This is a genomic window from Candidatus Pelagibacter bacterium nBUS_29, from assembly GCF_051200905.1.
Taxonomy (GTDB): Bacteria; Pseudomonadota; Alphaproteobacteria; order Pelagibacterales; family Pelagibacteraceae; genus Pelagibacter.
In genome coordinates, this window is record NZ_CP172843.1 from 242481 (window position 1) to 259000 (window position 16520).

At 32.9% G+C, this 16520-nt stretch carries 17 protein-coding genes; 5 read left to right on the plus strand and 12 right to left on the minus strand.

Features of this window, described 5'->3' with window-relative positions; translation table 11 throughout:
- Window positions 1–2 precede the first annotated feature (2 nt).
- The 5 genes from ACIJYA_RS01255 (at window position 3) to ACIJYA_RS01275 (ending at window position 4759) form a co-directional block, all read left to right on the plus strand.
- Window positions 3–791, plus strand: a complete 789-nt coding sequence (locus ACIJYA_RS01255; protein WP_435088671.1) for an ABC transporter ATP-binding protein — start codon at window positions 3–5, stop codon at window positions 789–791.
- Entirely contained in the window at window positions 791–1498 is a 708-nt protein-coding gene (locus ACIJYA_RS01260) for an ABC transporter ATP-binding protein (protein ID WP_435088672.1), read from the plus strand. Before ACIJYA_RS01255 ends, ACIJYA_RS01260 begins: the two co-directional genes overlap by 1 nt.
- 1 nt (window position 1499) lies before the next feature.
- Window positions 1500–2510: a branched-chain amino acid ABC transporter permease gene (locus ACIJYA_RS01265; protein WP_435088673.1), complete on the plus strand. Its 1011-nt coding sequence runs from the start codon at window positions 1500–1502 to the stop codon at window positions 2508–2510.
- 35 nt (window positions 2511–2545) lie between these two features.
- Window positions 2546–3877 (plus strand): branched-chain amino acid ABC transporter permease, encoded by a 1332-nt coding sequence (locus ACIJYA_RS01270; RefSeq protein WP_435089244.1) that lies wholly within the window; start codon window positions 2546–2548, stop codon window positions 3875–3877.
- 120 nt (window positions 3878–3997) lie between these two features.
- Entirely contained in the window at window positions 3998–4759 is a 762-nt protein-coding gene (locus ACIJYA_RS01275; protein WP_435088674.1) for a sulfite exporter TauE/SafE family protein, read from the plus strand.
- Window positions 4760–4816: 57 nt separating this feature from the next.
- Here ACIJYA_RS01275 and ACIJYA_RS01280 read toward each other — a convergent pair whose 3' ends face one another.
- From ACIJYA_RS01280 to ACIJYA_RS01335, 12 genes are all read right to left on the minus strand, one after another.
- Entirely contained in the window at window positions 4817–6007 is a 1191-nt protein-coding gene (locus tag ACIJYA_RS01280; RefSeq protein ID WP_435088675.1) for an ABC transporter substrate-binding protein, read from the minus strand.
- A 76-nt stretch (window positions 6008–6083) separates the two neighbouring features.
- Complete coding sequence (locus ACIJYA_RS01285; protein ID WP_435088676.1) at window positions 6084–6968, minus strand: DMT family transporter; 885 nt, start codon at window positions 6966–6968, stop codon at window positions 6084–6086.
- Window positions 6946–8427 carry an aldehyde dehydrogenase gene (locus tag ACIJYA_RS01290; RefSeq protein ID WP_435088677.1) on the minus strand — a complete coding sequence of 494 codons (1482 nt, stop codon included), beginning with the start codon at window positions 8425–8427 and terminating at the stop codon, window positions 6946–6948. The genes ACIJYA_RS01285 and ACIJYA_RS01290 overlap by 23 nt, the downstream gene beginning before the upstream one ends.
- Complete coding sequence (locus ACIJYA_RS01295; protein WP_435088678.1) at window positions 8428–9210, minus strand: alpha/beta fold hydrolase; 783 nt, start codon at window positions 9208–9210, stop codon at window positions 8428–8430.
- Window position 9211: 1 nt separating this feature from the next.
- Complete coding sequence (locus tag ACIJYA_RS01300; protein WP_435088679.1) at window positions 9212–9799, minus strand: amino acid synthesis family protein; 588 nt, start codon at window positions 9797–9799, stop codon at window positions 9212–9214.
- Complete coding sequence (locus ACIJYA_RS01305) at window positions 9799–10965, minus strand: LLM class flavin-dependent oxidoreductase (protein ID WP_435088680.1); 1167 nt, start codon at window positions 10963–10965, stop codon at window positions 9799–9801. Before ACIJYA_RS01305 ends, ACIJYA_RS01300 begins: the two co-directional genes overlap by 1 nt.
- A 1124-nt stretch (window positions 10966–12089) precedes the next feature.
- Complete coding sequence (locus tag ACIJYA_RS01310; protein WP_435088681.1) at window positions 12090–12428, minus strand: hypothetical protein; 339 nt, start codon at window positions 12426–12428, stop codon at window positions 12090–12092.
- A complete protein-coding gene (locus tag ACIJYA_RS01315) occupies window positions 12429–14879 on the minus strand; it encodes a primase-helicase family protein (protein ID WP_435088682.1) in 2451 nt (816 codons plus the stop codon).
- Window positions 14872–15183 (minus strand): hypothetical protein, encoded by a 312-nt coding sequence (locus ACIJYA_RS01320; RefSeq protein WP_435088683.1) that lies wholly within the window; start codon window positions 15181–15183, stop codon window positions 14872–14874. The genes ACIJYA_RS01315 and ACIJYA_RS01320 overlap by 8 nt, the downstream gene beginning before the upstream one ends.
- Window positions 15167–15592: a hypothetical protein gene (locus ACIJYA_RS01325; RefSeq protein ID WP_435088684.1), complete on the minus strand. Its 426-nt coding sequence runs from the start codon at window positions 15590–15592 to the stop codon at window positions 15167–15169. The genes ACIJYA_RS01320 and ACIJYA_RS01325 overlap by 17 nt, the downstream gene beginning before the upstream one ends.
- Window positions 15552–15761: a hypothetical protein gene (locus ACIJYA_RS01330; RefSeq protein ID WP_435088685.1), complete on the minus strand. Its 210-nt coding sequence runs from the start codon at window positions 15759–15761 to the stop codon at window positions 15552–15554. Before ACIJYA_RS01330 ends, ACIJYA_RS01325 begins: the two co-directional genes overlap by 41 nt.
- Window positions 15751–16506 carry a hypothetical protein gene (locus ACIJYA_RS01335; protein ID WP_435088686.1) on the minus strand — a complete coding sequence of 252 codons (756 nt, stop codon included), beginning with the start codon at window positions 16504–16506 and terminating at the stop codon, window positions 15751–15753. The genes ACIJYA_RS01330 and ACIJYA_RS01335 overlap by 11 nt, the downstream gene beginning before the upstream one ends.
- Window positions 16507–16520 lie beyond the last annotated feature (14 nt).

The following is a 16520-nucleotide window of genomic DNA, read 5'->3' on the forward strand; positions in this document are numbered from 1 at the left end:
AAATGTCAGAAAATATTTTAGAAATTAATAATCTATCTAAATACTTTGGGGGTTTAGCAGCTGTGTCTGATTGTTCTTTAAAAGTTAAGAAAGGAACAATAACAGGAATTATTGGCCCAAATGGATCTGGTAAAACCACATTATTCAACTTAATTGCAGGTAATTTAAAATCATCAAGTGGCTCAGTTACTTTTGATCAGGAAAATATTACAGATGTTCCGTCATATGAATTATTTTCAAAAGGATTACTTAGAACTTTTCAAATTGCTCATGAGTTTTCAAATTTATCTGTATTAGAAAATTTAATGATGGTTCCAGGAAATCAATCTGGAGAAAAATTAATGACTGCATTATTAAAACCAAAACTAGTTGAAGAGGAAGAAACATTAGTTAAAGAAAAAGCTAAAGAAGTTGTAGATTTTTTAAACTTAGGTCATTTAACAAACGAACTTGCTGGAAATTTATCAGGAGGTCAAAAAAAACTGTTAGAACTAGGTAGAACCATGATGGTAGATGCCAAATTAGTTTTACTTGATGAGGTGGGGGCTGGTGTTAATAGAACTTTACTTAAAGATCTTGGAACAGCTATTGAAAAGCTTAATAAAGAGAAGGGTTATACATTTTGCATGATTGAACATGATATGGATTTTATTGGTAGATTGTGTGATCCTGTAATAGTCATGGCAGAAGGTTCAGTTTTATTTGAGGGAAAAGTTGAAGATGCTAAAAAAGATGAAAAAGTAATAGAAAGTTACCTTGGTAGAGGCTCAAAACTTAAGGATCAAAATTAATGGCATATTTTGAAGGAAATGAAATGACAGGCGGATATGGCAATGGGCCAGATATTATTAATTCTTGTACCGTGAATGTGAACCAAGGAGAGATTGTTTCAATTCTTGGGCCAAATGGGGCTGGCAAATCAACAGCCATGAAAGCTATGCTTGGTTTGCTTAATTTAAAATCTGGATCAGTAATTATAGATGGCAAAGATATTTCAAAATTATCCCCTCAAGACAGAGTAAAAAAAGGAATTTCATTTGTGCCTCAAACTAAAAATGTTTTTGCAGGAATGACTGTTGAAGAAAATTTAGAAATGGGTGCTTTTTTAGTTAATGATGAAATCAAAGATACTATAGATGAAATTTATAATTTATTTCCTATTCTTAAAGAAAAAAGAAATCAATTAGTTGGAGAATTATCTGGTGGACAGAGACAACAAGTGGCTCTTGGTCGTGCATTAATGATCAAGCCAACAGTTTTAATGTTGGATGAACCAACAGCAGGCGTTTCGCCAATTGTAATGGATGAGTTATTTGACCATATAGTAAAAGTTAAAAGAACTAATGTTGCAATATTAATGGTAGAGCAAAATGCTAAACAAGCTTTAAATATTTCAGACAGAGGCTATGTCTTAGTAACTGGAGAAAATCGTTATTCAGGAACTGGTCAAGAATTATTAAATGACCCAAGAGTAAGAAGCTCTTTTCTAGGTGGATAATATGGATATTCTGAATTCAATTATACTTTTATTAAATTATATATTTATTCCTGCGCTATCTTATGGTTCTCAATTAGCACTTGGTGCAATTTTTGTTACATTAATTTATGGAATTTTAAGATTTGCTAACTTTGCAACAGGAGACATGATGTCATTTGGAACAATGGTTACAATTTTATTTACGTGGTATCTGCAATCACTAGGTTTTTCATTGGGAGTTTTGCCAACAGCACTAGTAGCAATTCCATTTGCTATAATGTTTATGATTGCCTACATGCTTTTCATTGATAAGTTTGTTTTCAGATATTACAGGGTAAACAAAAGTCCTCCAGTTCAACTCGCTATGGTAAGTATTGGTGTTATGTTTGTAACTCAAGCAGTTGTAAGAATTATTATTGGACCAGCAGACCAAAGGTTTTTTGATGGACAAAAATTTATTATCAAAGCAGGAGAATTTAAAGAAATAACTGGTCTTAATGAGGGCTTGGCCATTAAGTCTACTCAAGTACTAACTATATTTGTAACTATTGTTTTAGTTTCATTATTATTTTGGTTTTTAAATAAAACGAAAACTGGAAAAAGCATGAAAGCTTATTCTGATAATGAAGATCTGGCATTGCTTTCTGGAATTGATCCAAAAAGAATTGTTATGATTACCTGGATAATTGCTGGTATTTTAGCAACAATTGGAGGAGTTTTATATGGTTTAGATAAAAGTTTTAAGCCATTTACCTACTTTAATAACATGCTTCCAATATTTGCTGCTGCAATAGTGGGGGGAATAGGAAACCCATTTGGGGCATTTTTAGGGGGTTATGTTATTGCTTTTTCAGAAATATTTTTAACTTATGCTTATAAAAAATTCTTTATGTATATTTTACCTGAGAGTATGGAGCCTGAGAGTTTGGTTCAGCTTTTATCGACAGATTATAAATTTGCAGTTTCGTTCTCAATATTAGTCATAGTACTGCTCTATCGACCCTCGGGAATATTTAAAGGGAAAGTCTTGTGAGAAAAAATTTAAATGTAATTGCTGCTTACAGCATCATGATGGGCTTGATAATTCTAGTTGGAATTTTTCAATCATGGAACATAGCTTTATCAATATTTAATATGTGCTTAATTTCAGCAGTGATGACAATGGGTGCCAATATTCAATGGGGTTATGCTGGATTAATTAACTTTGGAATTATGGGATATACTGCCCTAGGTGGACTAGCAGCAGTTTTAATATCTGTAGATCCTGTTCAAGAAGCATGGCGTGCAGGAGGTTTCGATATATTAATGTGCCTATGGTTAATTATAGTAATGGTATTAGCTATTCGATTTATTTTAAAAAATTTTGAAAAATCTAAATTAAGAACTTATGGAATTGCTGGAATTATAGTTGCTGGAATTGTAATTATCAGAATTACTGCTGAACCAGGAATTGAAGCTATTGAAGCAGTTAACCCTGCTAAAACAGGATTTCTTGGAGGTTTTGGATTACCAATTATCTTTTCATGGATCGTTGGAGCTTTCTTTGCAGCGGGTTTAGCTTTTATAGTTGGAAAAGTTGCCTTAGGTTTAAGAGCTGACTATTTAGCAATTGCAACATTGCTTATTTCTGAAATTGTTATTGCAATAATTAAACATGAAGACTGGTTAACAAGAGGTGTTAAAAATGTAATTGGCCTTAAAAGACCAGCGCCATACGAAGTGGATCTTCAAACAACTGATTGGTTTATTAATTTAGTTGAAAAATTTAATTCTGGAAAATTAGCTTTAATTTCTAATATAGCAGATCGACAGGCTGCACTTAATCAACTTGTTATAGAAGGATCATCAGTATTTGTTAAACTTTGTTATTCTGGACTATTTTTAGTTGTTGTGATTGTCCTTTTAATTTTAACTCAAAAAGCTCTTTACTCTCCTTGGGGTAGAATGATGAGAGCAATTAGAGACAATGAGGAAGCTGCAAATGCAATGGGAAAAAATGTTGTTAAACAACATTTGTTAATTTTCATTTTAGGTTCGGCAATTGTTGGAATAGCTGGAGCCATGTTAGTTACTCAAGATGGATTATTCACACCAGGAAGTTATAGACCCATGAGGTATACTTTTCTTATTTGGGTTATGGTTATAGTTGGCGGTAGTGGTAACAACTTTGGAGCAATATTAGGTGGATTTGCAGTATGGTTTTTATGGATAGAAGCTGCACCAATTGCATTATTTTTAATCAATTTATTCACTTCTGGAATGGCAGATACACACGTTTTAAAAATTCATTTAATAGAAAGTGTTCCTTATTTTAGATATTTAATGATGGGTCTTGGTTTGTTGTTGATAATGAGATATCGACCTAAAGGTATACTTCCAGAGAAAATAGAAATAAAATAACTAATAAATGAAATATATTATATTAGGTGCCGCAATAGCTTGGGCTATGTATATAGCAGACAAGTATATGTTTTAATTAATAAAGTTAAGACCAATATTTTAACAAAGCTCTAAATCAAAATGATTTTATTAGATTATCTAAACTTCAGTCTATTTGAACTTTTTCTAATAAGTTTGATTATACTAGTTGCATCTATAATTAGAGGGTTTAATGGTTTTGGGTTTTCGGCTACTTCTGTTTCAGGACTGGCGTTTATCTTGCCAGCTATAGAAATTGTTCCAATTATTCTGATACTTGAAGTGGCAATTAGTATTTTTATGATTCCTTATATTTGGAATAAGATTAATTGGAAATTTGTGTTTCAAATTTTAATAGGTATTGTTATTGGCTCACCAATTGGACTTTATCTTTTAAAAATTTTTTCCCAAAATTTAACTCACTTATTAATTTGTATTATTATAATATTTTTTTCAATTCTTTTAATGAAAGGTTATTCAAATAAAAAAATTGATAATAATTTTATAAAGATTTTAACTGGGGTTATTTCTGGTGCATTGAATGGATTATCAACATTGGGTGGTTTGCCAGTAGCTTTATTTTTACTCATCACAAGTATGCAACCAATTTTTATAAGGGGTTCTTTAGCAGCATTATTTTTTATAACTGATACTTATGCATTTTTTTTAAGTTATTTTGGAGGAATTGTTGAAATGACTACTTTGTATAGATCTATTCCACTTATAGTTATTTTACCTTTAGGTGTTTTTATTGGTAATAAATTTTTTGTTAAAAGTAGAGAAGAAACTTACAGAAAAGTAGTTTTTTATTTTTTGATAACCATCTCAGTAATTGGTATTTTTAGAATATTGTATAATTTTTAAATAAAAAAAAACCCCCAGCAATTTTCAATGCTGAGGGCTTTAAAATTAAGATATTAATTATCTTTGTTTTTTAGTTTTGAATTTTCCGCCTTTAATTTCTTGCTCTAAGAAAGAACCTTCAGCTTCACCAACATTAGTAAAAGTTACTCCAGTTGCACCTTCGTAATTTATCTTTTTACCTTTTGCTAATAAATCTAGTCCTTTTTTAAGCTCACCTGGATAAATTTTTGTTCCAGGAGCGTTAGCAACACCCATTACATTTTTTGCAATTGATGCTCTGTCAGCAGAGTTACCTGCTTGCATTGCTAAAACTATTAATGCAGCTGCGTCGTATGACTCACCTGTGTATGGACCAGAAGAATCAATGCCACCAGCTTTTGCTACTTCAGCAAATACTCCAGCACCTTTTCCAGTTGATCCAGGCATAGTTCCAAAAGATTTATTTAAACCTTTTCCAAATGCATCAACAAGTGATTGCCCAATCATACCATCTGATAAAACAAAAGTATCAAAAGCACCTGAGTTTAATGCAGCTTGAATCATACCTTTTCCACCTTGGTCAAGGTAACCGATTACAGCCATAGCATCACCACCCGCAGAAGCTAATGTTGCAACTTCAGATGAGTAGTCAGCTTTACCATCTTCGTGAGCAGTAACAGCTGTAACTTTAATACCATGAGCTTCAGCAGCAGCTTTATAAACATCTGCCAAACCTTTTCCATAGTCATTATTAGTATAAGTAATAGCTACACTTTTAACTTTTCTATCATTTGTTACGTCAGCTAAAATTTGTCCACCTCTAGCATCAGAAGGAGCTGTTCTAAAAAAGAACCCATTGTCATCTAGAGTTGTTAATCCTGGTGAAGTTGCAGAAGGTGAAATCATTACTACACCATTTGGTACAGCAACATTTGATGCAATCGCACCCGTTACACCTGAACAGTCAGCTCCCATAATTGCTGCTACACCTTGTGAGATAACACCTTCAGCTGCTGCCGTTGCTGCTGCTGAGTCAACACAAGTTGAGTCTGCTCTTACTACTTCAATTTTTTTTCCACCTAATAGTGAACCTGAGTCAGAAGCTTCTTTAAAAGCAAGCTCTGCAGATCCAGCCATAGCTGGTGTTAGCGATTCAATAGGACCCGTAAATCCTAAAATAATCCCCATCTTGATCGCATGTCCGTCTGCCATTACATTTGTTCCAAAACTTGAAACAAGCATAAATGCAGCAATAAATAGTTTTTTCATTATCTTCCTCTTTAATTGTTAACAATTTATAAAAACGTAATTAAATTACGATTATTCTTATTTTACAATGGTTAAATTATCTCGTTTTATGAAGTAAAAATACAGAAGTTAAGACAATTATGCTTCCAATAAGAAAAAGAAGCGTAGGCACTTCACCAAAAATTAAGAAAGATAACCCAATGCCAAAGATTGGGAATAATGAATATGAAGGAAAAATTTGTCCAACAGTATAAAATTTATATAGATAAAACATTAATAGGTGTGCGCCCAAAGAAACAATAACAGCCTGATAAAATATAAAAACCCAAGTGTTAATATTTATTGATTTAATATTAGAGATTGTATGACCTTCAATAAAGTAAGATAAGATCATTAATATAACAAAACCAAATAAACCAGTAAACGCATTGGTTAAGCTGATATCTAGATTCTTTAATTGTCTAGAATAAACTTGGGCCAAACCAAAAAACAATGCCATTAAGCCTGCATAAAATAAACCTATAAAATTGTTAGCTAACTCAGGGTCAAAGAATATTATTAATATTCCAAAAAAAGCACAAAAAATTAAAATCCACTTTTTAGAACTGATATTTTCACCCAGCATTACTCCACTTAACAACACCCCAAAAGGTATAGCTAATTGTGAGCCAACAATTACAGGTGAAATAATTGATGAATGATAAAGGGATAAAGTCATAAACACATAAACCATTACTCCCATTGAAATTGAAAAAGCAATCAATGATGTGAGATATTTTCTTTCTGGTATTTTAAATCGCCAGTATGGAATTAATATAATTAATACAATTCCCATTCTTAGTGAAGCCATAAGGATAGGGGGGACGGAATTGTTTAATGCTAATTTTGTAACTGGAAATGCACTTCCGTAAGCAATTGCAATAAATAGTAAAATGAGTAAATGCTTTAAAGGCAATCTATTATCCCATTGTAAATGGGTCATCCATAGGATCTTCAGATGAATTAAACCAAGTAGTTTTTATTCGTGTATATTCTTTAATAGACTCTATACCAGCCTCCTTGCCGTAACCACTATCTTTAATTCCTCCAAATGGTGCTGATGGTGATATCAATCTGTATGTATTTACAAATACTATCCCAGCTCTAACAGCTTTTGATACTCTCATAGCTCTGCCTAGATTAGTAGTATAAATTCCTGAAGACAAACCATACTGGTTATCATTCATTTGATTTATTGCTTCTTCTTCATTTTCAAATTTCATTACTGATAAAACAGGACCAAATAATTCATTTTCTGCTGTAGGTAAATTATGGTTTTCACATTCAATTATAGTTGCAGGAAAATAATATCCTTCATTTGAAATTGATGATCTTTTTCCTCCACATCTAATCTTTCCACCTTGTTCAACTGTAGCTTTGATATTTTTTTCAATATTTTCTAATTGTTTAAAGCTATTTAAGGGCCCCATTTGGGTATCTGGATCCATAGGTGATCCTAATTTTATACCTTCTGCTTTTTTAACAAGTTTATCTAAAAATTCGTCGTAAATTTTAGACTGAATATATAATCTTGATCCAGCAATACAGCTTTGTCCACTTGCCGCAAAAATACCTGCAGTAATTCCATTTAAAGCATTTTCTTGATCGGCATCATTAAATAAAACTACCGGACTCTTTCCACCTAATTCTAAACTTACTTGAGATAAATTTTCTGCAGAATTTTTTACAATATGACGAGCTGTTTCAGGACCTCCAGTAAAAGCAATCTTCTCAACAAGATCATGAGTAGTTAAAGCTTTACCACATGGTTCCCCTAATCCAGTAATTACATTAACTACACCTTTGGGTAAGCCTGCGCTTTCAATTAACTTTGCAAATTCTAAAAGTGTGACAGGAGCTAATTCTGAGGCTTTGATTACAACAGTATTTCCCATCGCAAGTGCTGGTGCTAACTTCACAGCAGTTAATAGCATTTGTGAATTCCAGGGAATTATTGCAGCTATTACACCAATAGGAATTCGTGTTGTTGTAACTTGCATATTAGGCTTATCAATAGGCACAACTGTTCCTTCAACTTTATCAGCTAATCCTGCATAATAATCATAGTATTCAGCAATATAGCTAGCTTGAGTTTTTATTTCTTTAAATAATTTTCCAGTATCTATTGTTTCTATTTTACCTAAATGCTCAGCATTAGTTCTTAATTGATCAGCAATGTTTCTTAAAAATTTTGCTCTTTCTTTTGGATGAAGGTTGGACCAAGAACCATTAAAAGCATCTTGGGCAGCTTTGACTGCTTTATCAACATCAACCTCACTAGCCTCTGGTACAGTAGCCCACACTTTATTGGTTTCTGGATTTAAAGTCTCAATCTTTTTACCCGATGAAGATTCAACCCATTCACCATTAATATACATTTTAAAATTTTTTATTTCAGACATTTAATTATAAATAAAATTCTTAAGATTTATATTTACATCATCTGCACACTCGATACTACAAAGATGTTTTCCATTTTTTACTTCAACAAATTTAGAGTTTACAAGGTCTTTCGACAAAGATTCAGACATTGCAACGGTTGACCCTGGGTCATCTGATCCTGTCATAATGAGCGTTTTGGTTTCAATTTTTTTAATTAACTCAATATCATCTCTATGATTTGCAAACAATTTATAAGCTTTTAAAAAATTATTATGATCCTTAGGTTTCTTGTTTAAAATATTCATGAACTCATTATAAATTTCAGGATTTTCATCTAAATATTTGTCACTAAACCATCTTTTTAATGCTTGTCTTGATATAGGTTTATTTAATTTAGCTTGTTCAAATCTATCCAAAACTTTTGATCTTTCCTCATCAGTTCTTTGATAAGTTGTCCCCATTAAAGTTAATGTATTTAAATATTCTTTAAATTTTATTGTAAAATCTATAGCTATTAATGATCCTAAAGAAAAACCAATGAGGTTAATTTCTTTAATATTTAAAAAATCTAATAGTGACTTAAGTTGATTAGAAAAGTCATCTAAAGATACTTCATTATCTATTAATTCAGATTTTCCATGTCCCAATAAATCATAAGTTAACGTTGAAAACTCATTTAATGAATTTATTTGAGGTTTCCACATTTGATGATCAAGACCAACACCATGAATAAATACTGATGGAATTGTTTCTTTGTTTCTATAAGAGTAATAGCTACCCTTCAGGTCAAAACCTTGAGACATTTTATTTAGGATCTAGCCCCATTTCCTTCATATCTTGATAACGGTCTCCAGTTCTTGCGTGAGCTCTACCTGATGAAGCGCCACCTATAGCAATTACAATTTCATCATCAAACGGCGCGTCATGAATGGTGAATTCGTGTGTTAAATAATAAGGTCTTAAACCAGAGTCTGTTTTATGCATCATTGGAATTGACATTTTGGATCCCGCAGGCCCTCTTGTGTTTGTAAAACTTAGGTAAGAAGTTCCACCAACTGCATCCCTAAATTTATTTCCAAATCTTAAAGTATGAATAAATGCTGATGCATGCTCAATTTCTCCATTAAGACCAACAGTTCCAGCTTTACCGTAGGCTAAAATTTTATCAGGTGAGCCAATTTCTTTTATCAATTCTGGAACTAGAATGTCTCCTAATTTTGGAGCAAGATCTAAAATAATTGGCTTTAAATCCTCAACAAAACCTTGATCAGCCCATGGGTTTTTAAAAACAGCTGCAACCGATACTAACAACACAGGTTCTTTTGCTTCCTTGCCACCTTCGATAAAAGTTTTATCTACAAACTTTGTAAATTTTCTTAATTCAAGTTTCATTAACTAGCTTTCTCCACATCATCATTATTAAAATTAATTTTTGGTATTACTTCATCATTAAACAGTTTTATACTTCTCATACAAGCCTCATGATCTATACCAGGAAAATTAGACCATACTTGTAAATTTTGAAGATTTAACTCTGATTTAAGTTCATTAATTTTATTAACAACATATTCAGGAGTTCCAAATAATAAATTTCTTTTGTGAAGAAAATCATAATTTAATAAATCCAGTTTGTGTTTAGTCTCTGGCAATTCTTCACCTGGATCCATATGATTTCCTAAACCTCTCCAATGACATACCCATTTCATATAATTAATAATATGTTCACCAGCCATTTTTTCTGCTTCTTCCATTGTTTCAGCAACAAACATATCCCTAACTAATGATATACCTTCACCTAAAGGAACATCTCTATTCTCAGCTTTAGATTTTGCTTCCTGATAAATTTCAAATCTCTTCTTTAATGCTTTAACTGTTGGGATCCACATAATGGTATTTAATCCATTTTGAGCTGCCCATTCAATTGATCTAGCACCATCGACAACTTGCCATATTGGTGGATGAGGACTTTGTTTAGGTTTTGGAACAATACTTATCTTTTTAATTTCATTTGTTTTTGTATCTAAAAATTCCTCACTGGGCGGGCTCATGTCATGTTGCCATGTAAAATTTGGAGAAGGGTAGGTATAAAACTCACCTTGATGACTAAAAAACTTTTCAGTCCAAGCTTTTTTCATTATGGTTAAACTTTCTTCAAACAATCTAAAGTTTTTTGCTTGGTCTTTAAGATCAGCCTCTTTATTCATATTAATAGCTTCCCTTCCATAAATTCCTCGACCAATTCCAACATCAACTCTTCCATTTGATAATTGATCAAGTAAAGCAATATCTTCTGCTAATCGGATAGGGTTGTGAAATGTAATTACATTACAAGCTTGTCCAATTCTAATTTGTTTTGTTCTTGCCGCCGCATCAACGCCCATCATTAGGGGATTTGTACAAGACTCCATTCCTTCATGATTAAAATGATGTTCTGTATACCAAATTGAGTTCCAATTATTTTTATCACAATAAGTGGTGATCTCTTTTACCTCGTCTAATAATTGATTGTATGGTTTATGACTCCAATTAGTCGTATTACAAAAATATCCAAATTTCATTCAAACCTCCTAAATAATTAAATTTAAGACGATCGATCCCACTTTCGCTAACATACATTCCTTTAGTCGATGAGTTATGTATCGCTCTAATTTAGCGTAAACACTAGCATAATTTAAGGTTTCAAGGAATACAGATTATTCGTCAAGGTTCTTTGACGAGGTTAAAAAGGGGATATCTCAAAATTTCCACCAATTTTCCACCAATAAAAACCCCCAGGTGTAACGATACACCCAGGGGTTAAACGAATTATTACTAATGATGTTTCATATATATAGGTTTACGATCAAAATACCTAATACAAATACTCCCATAGATATCCCATAGAACTCAAGGTGTTACTTCAAGTGTTACCCCAAGTGTTACCCCAAGTGTTACTAGATCTCGTATGGACCTTTTTTATTTATATTACGACCTCTGTTTGTGGATTGAAATAAGTTGGGCCTAGTCTTATGAAGTACGGGGTTATAATGATCTCGGTTATTTGAACTCATATTAATCAGTCCACTTCCATATTGTTTCCGTATTGGTTGTTCCAGGGACTTCCTTAATCGTTCTTGTTTCTTTTCCTTGGCCAACTCAATGGCGTCCGGCAATAACTCTTGGATGTCATCTGGTACATTATGTTTAAGTTTAGCCAACATTCTGATCTCATTGGTTCTTTGAAACTGTGGTTTATAGTTTGGGTTATTACTATTAAAATGATTGCCTCTGTTTCTCTTTTTTGTCCCCAGGGAAACTGGCTTTGAAACTTGCTTAATGGGACCGACCTTGACGTCCCCATTGAATAAATACTTTCCGTTTTCAAAAATATATTGGTCTTTATACTGACCTCTTCGCATACGTTTTTTTAAAGTATCTGTTGGTATACCTAGCTTTTGACTGAACTCTGATCTGGTTAGTTTAAATTTGCTCATAGTGTTTAAGTTAACAAGGTAAATTCGTCACCTTTTAAAGTGTCCCCACTATACAGGACCAAGCGAAAGTTTTAAATTAGAAACTCTCCTTTAACTCACTAACTCACTAACTCACCCTATTTTAAGGTTCATCCTAAATAAATAAATATATCTATATGTACTGACAGTACCAGGTAAACCGGTTTATCTGTTTTTGGTGAGTCATTGAGTTACTCTTTGATGAGCTTGAAGAAGTCATCTAGGTCAATTACTGCCAATGCTTTCCTAGAGTTCTTTTTCATCACAACACAGGGTACTAACTTATGTTGACCTTTGGACGCCTGGGAATACCAAGAGTACACAGTTGAAAGTTTGTTCTGGTGCTTACATTCGAAATTCACGCCAACTAAACGCCTTGCAACTTTAGACAACTTTAAGTCTGGTCCGTTCTGTCCATTCTTTGCAGTCACTATGTCATTAGGTTTAAGATGTGGAAAAGCTTTGAGTATTTTATCACGCACGAGGTTTTGTAAGTGAGCGCCTTTTCTTTTTTTAGTAGTAGGTGTCATTTATTCTTCCCCCTCTGGACGTTCACAAATACAAGACCCACAAAAACTACAGGGAATTCCTGTGTTACATTTTGAACAAGAACCATCTACGGACGTTGATATTGCAGTCCCACAGTCCCAACACCTAGTCGCCCTGGTTTTCACATTTGTTTTAACTTCTGGTTTAACTAGGTTTGCTTCAAATCTTTCGTGATCTGGATGATGTTTGTTGATATCTTTCCATTCAACTTCGGTAGATTTCAGTTCGTCTTTACCTTTGTAACCACCTTTTTCGTAGATAGCACCAAGCTCACTTTGTGATAATTCAGTGTACTTTTTACCATCTTTAGTAGTTACATCTTCTATGATGTGTACTCTGGGTCTGGTACCATCTGAACATCTTACTTGAACTTTTTTAATGTGGATTTCATCAAGTATTTCATCCAGTTTAGACAAGTCCCAATAAGTGCCTCTATAAGATAATTCTCTTTTCAAAGCACTATCAAGATCATCCCGGTTTATTAAACCTTGATAAGCCCAAGTATCTTCTGTGGTCCAAGTCTTTGATTGAAATGGAAATCTTCGTTCTTCAAATGAAGTCCAAATCTTTTTCTCAAAGTCGTCCATACTGTCTTTGATTAATTGCTCTTTATCTTTATTCATTGGGGCGTCAGTAAAGAACATCTCTTCATCTTCAATGGTAACTTCATTAAGTAAATGCCATTTGAAAGCACTTGGGTTTTTGATGTGTTTAATAATTTCTTTTTTAAAACCCTCGTCATCAAGTTTTTTTCTAACTTCAAACTTCTTTTTATTAATTGTAATAACAAAAAGTCGTCTGTCCTCTGGATCAATCTTCATTGGCTTTCGATCATTTGAAAACATAAAAAATTGACAGAAATTAGGAATTTCAATTTCTTGCTTCCCTTTTGGATTAATCCATAAAGTAGGTTCAGTGATATAAGGTTTAAGTTTATTAGATAAAACTTTTCCCTCTTTACCACCCCCGGATAACACAAGTTCATTTAATACAATGATTTGTTTACCATCAACAAGGGTTGAGTGCTCTCTTGTTAGATCATTAAAAGTTACATTGGTTTTAACATTATGTGTGCCAAAGATACTTTCCATAAGCAAAGCAAATAAACCTTTCCCAGCGCCTTGAACTTTACCTTTGATAACAATACACCATTGTATTTTAACACCAGGTTTCTCAAGCATAAACTTTAATACTTTTTTGATCGTGTTCCAATTTTCTTCACCTAACAACCAACTGTAATACTCATTGATACTTTGGGTATCACCTTTGATAGACTCGATGTTAACTGGTCTGTAAGTGTTTAGGTATAGGCCAGGTTCTATCCCAGGGACTTCTCTAGGTTTTATTTCAATTACTCCAGGTTTTAATCCTGCGTGACACAAATAAGATTTAACTTTTTGTATATTATCACTTTCAAGTAATTGTCTGGCCATCGGTTGAACATTTTTACCTTTAGTATAATGGGCCCAAGTATCATTCATCTGTTCTTTGGTGAACCAATCGTTTTCTTTGAAATTCCAAAAATCAACTCTTTTGATTACATAAACATTCTGATCTGTAATTTCTTCTGAAACTGCGAACAGGACCTTGTCGTTAATGTAAGGTAAAACTCCACAATGTGCTTTGACATAGTACGGAAAGTTTTTAAGAAAATAATCGTTGTCATATTTTTCAGCACTCTTTAATGCGTGTGCAATATCTTTTGCTACATTAACTTTTGGTGTTGAGTTTAAGTCATCAACCAGTGGTTTCCCAAAGTGTTGATTAATTTCCTCAAGTGTAACCTCAAGTGTTTCATCGTGTTTAATATTTAAAGCGCAATTAAATAAAGCTTTGTGTCTACTCTTACCATCTTCTGTTGAGCTCAATTTCCCAACAGTTGAAGCAATCAGTGGGTACTTCCGGTATTTCCAACTGAAATAAAACTGTTCTTGGGTTAGTGGAATTCCTCCAGGTCCATAAGCACAAGTATATTCATTGTGATATGGCATAAACCACCAAGCGCCTGGCTTATTATCACCCGGTATCGTTGGTAAAGTGTGGCCAGTATCACATTTATATAAGAGGACTTTTTCGATTTTTTCTTCTAGCTCTTTTGCTTTAGCATTAGCCAAAGTAACATCAGTTGGCTTATCAAACCAACCAACAACTCGCCAACGCTTACTCTTGGTCCTTATACATCTATATTCTGTACCAATCTTATTCCAAACATTATCTGTAATTTCTTTTGGATCAATTTTAATATCTATATCAACACCATAGAATTCTACTTCTCTAGTATCTTCATTAACTGGTGACAAACCTTGGACCAACTCACCTTTAATATGACTTGGCCAATCAATATGTGATTTTTGTTCATAGATTGAACCTTGTGATGTCATAACACCCGTGTGATGTTTAGCGCCATTAAAAATTATAGGTAGTTTAGTCATTGACTACCTCAAATAGTTTTAATTGATCTCTGTCAGTTCTAGGTCCTGGAAATATATCTTTAGGTGAGTAGTATTGATGAACACCTCCTAGCTTAAAGTTTGAGCAAGAATATAATTCTTTATCTCGTTTGTGTTTTTCTTCAACCATACAGTTTGCATAAAATTGAATTTTATCTCTTGAAAGATTATTCTCTTTGTCAGTCATTTGTTGAAAAGCCCACAAGTCAACCATATGTTGATCGTTAGCGTCGTTGGTAAATCTCAAGTTACCGGGGATTTTTGAGTCTTTAATTTTTTTTGTCATCTTTTGTACCTTTTCGTTTAGTTTTTTTATTTAGTTTAAAAATGTGACGAACCTTTCCACTCTCTAATAATTTAGAGTCCTGGGAAAATTCATAGTCCTTGCTTTCTGGTAAGTTCTTTCTGTGCTTTCTAATATCTATGCCAAGCTCTTCTGCGAATTTGCCCATTTCGGCTAACCCGTTGTAAGCTCTAACAATGTCATTGTATTTTTTGGTCCAATCTTCTTTTTCTCTTTCGTGAACAGATTGATTGTTCCAAAATGCTTTTGCGTATTCTATAAATCTACTTGATGTGTTAGCAAGTGAGCCATCATACCAATCGATTACTTTTTCTTGTACTCGAATAATAAATTCTAGGTCAGCAATTTTTTTATCTTTTACAGATTTCTTTTTTATGGTTTTCGTTTTCATTAGTTACTTCTTCGTTAGTTAGAAGTGACTTGAAATTTTTAACCATTGTTTCTACTGTTTTAGCTTGGGATAGTTTTTCACCAGGCTCAATTTTAGTAGATAGTTCTTCAAGATCAGAATAAGTTTTATTCTTCAATGATATACCTCGATAATTAAATTTACAGGTCATCATCACCTCCATATGTTTTAGGTTTAAGTTGTTTCATTCTGCTTTCTGATCTTTCTATTATTTTTGATGAACCAGGTATTAAACCGGGTAGACCTTGAGTTGCCTCAAGTTCTTTTTGTTTCCTAGTGTCATCAAGAATTTTCTTAAATTTTGCTTCTGCTATCTCATCTTTGGGATCTCTTTTATATGGTCTATAACTCATATCGAATTCAGGAATAGGCGATAAAACTGTGGGTTTTACTAGTGGTTTAACAAATGGTTTAACACTAGGTTTAACACTAGGTGTTACTGTTACTGCCTTTTTTAACTTCTGTATCTCTGGAACATACTTCTCATAAGCTTCATTATGTTTCCTGGCACTAACAACATCTTTAAAACCTATATCTTTTTTATTATTTGAGAATAATCCAGTTGCACTATCATATTTTACAATCTGCTCTTTTGGGTCCAAGTCATCGTATTTAATTAAATTATCAACTAAATTGTCACCAATTTTTTCAAAGACATCTTTTTTCTTTGGTAATTTGTTCGGTGAATAATTAATTACTTGTTGTGTAATTTCTGATTGTAGTTCTTTTTGTAGTTCTTTTTCATTTTTTTTAATCGATGCTTGAAGTGAAGTTGTATCAATTCCAAGTTCATTCCTTTTAGCCAACATTCTTTTTTGATTTGGTAAGTTACGTTTTAAATCAGCAAGTCTATTTTGTTCTGGGGTATTATTGTTTTTAGTGAGTGATTTTATCATTTGGCTATACTGGT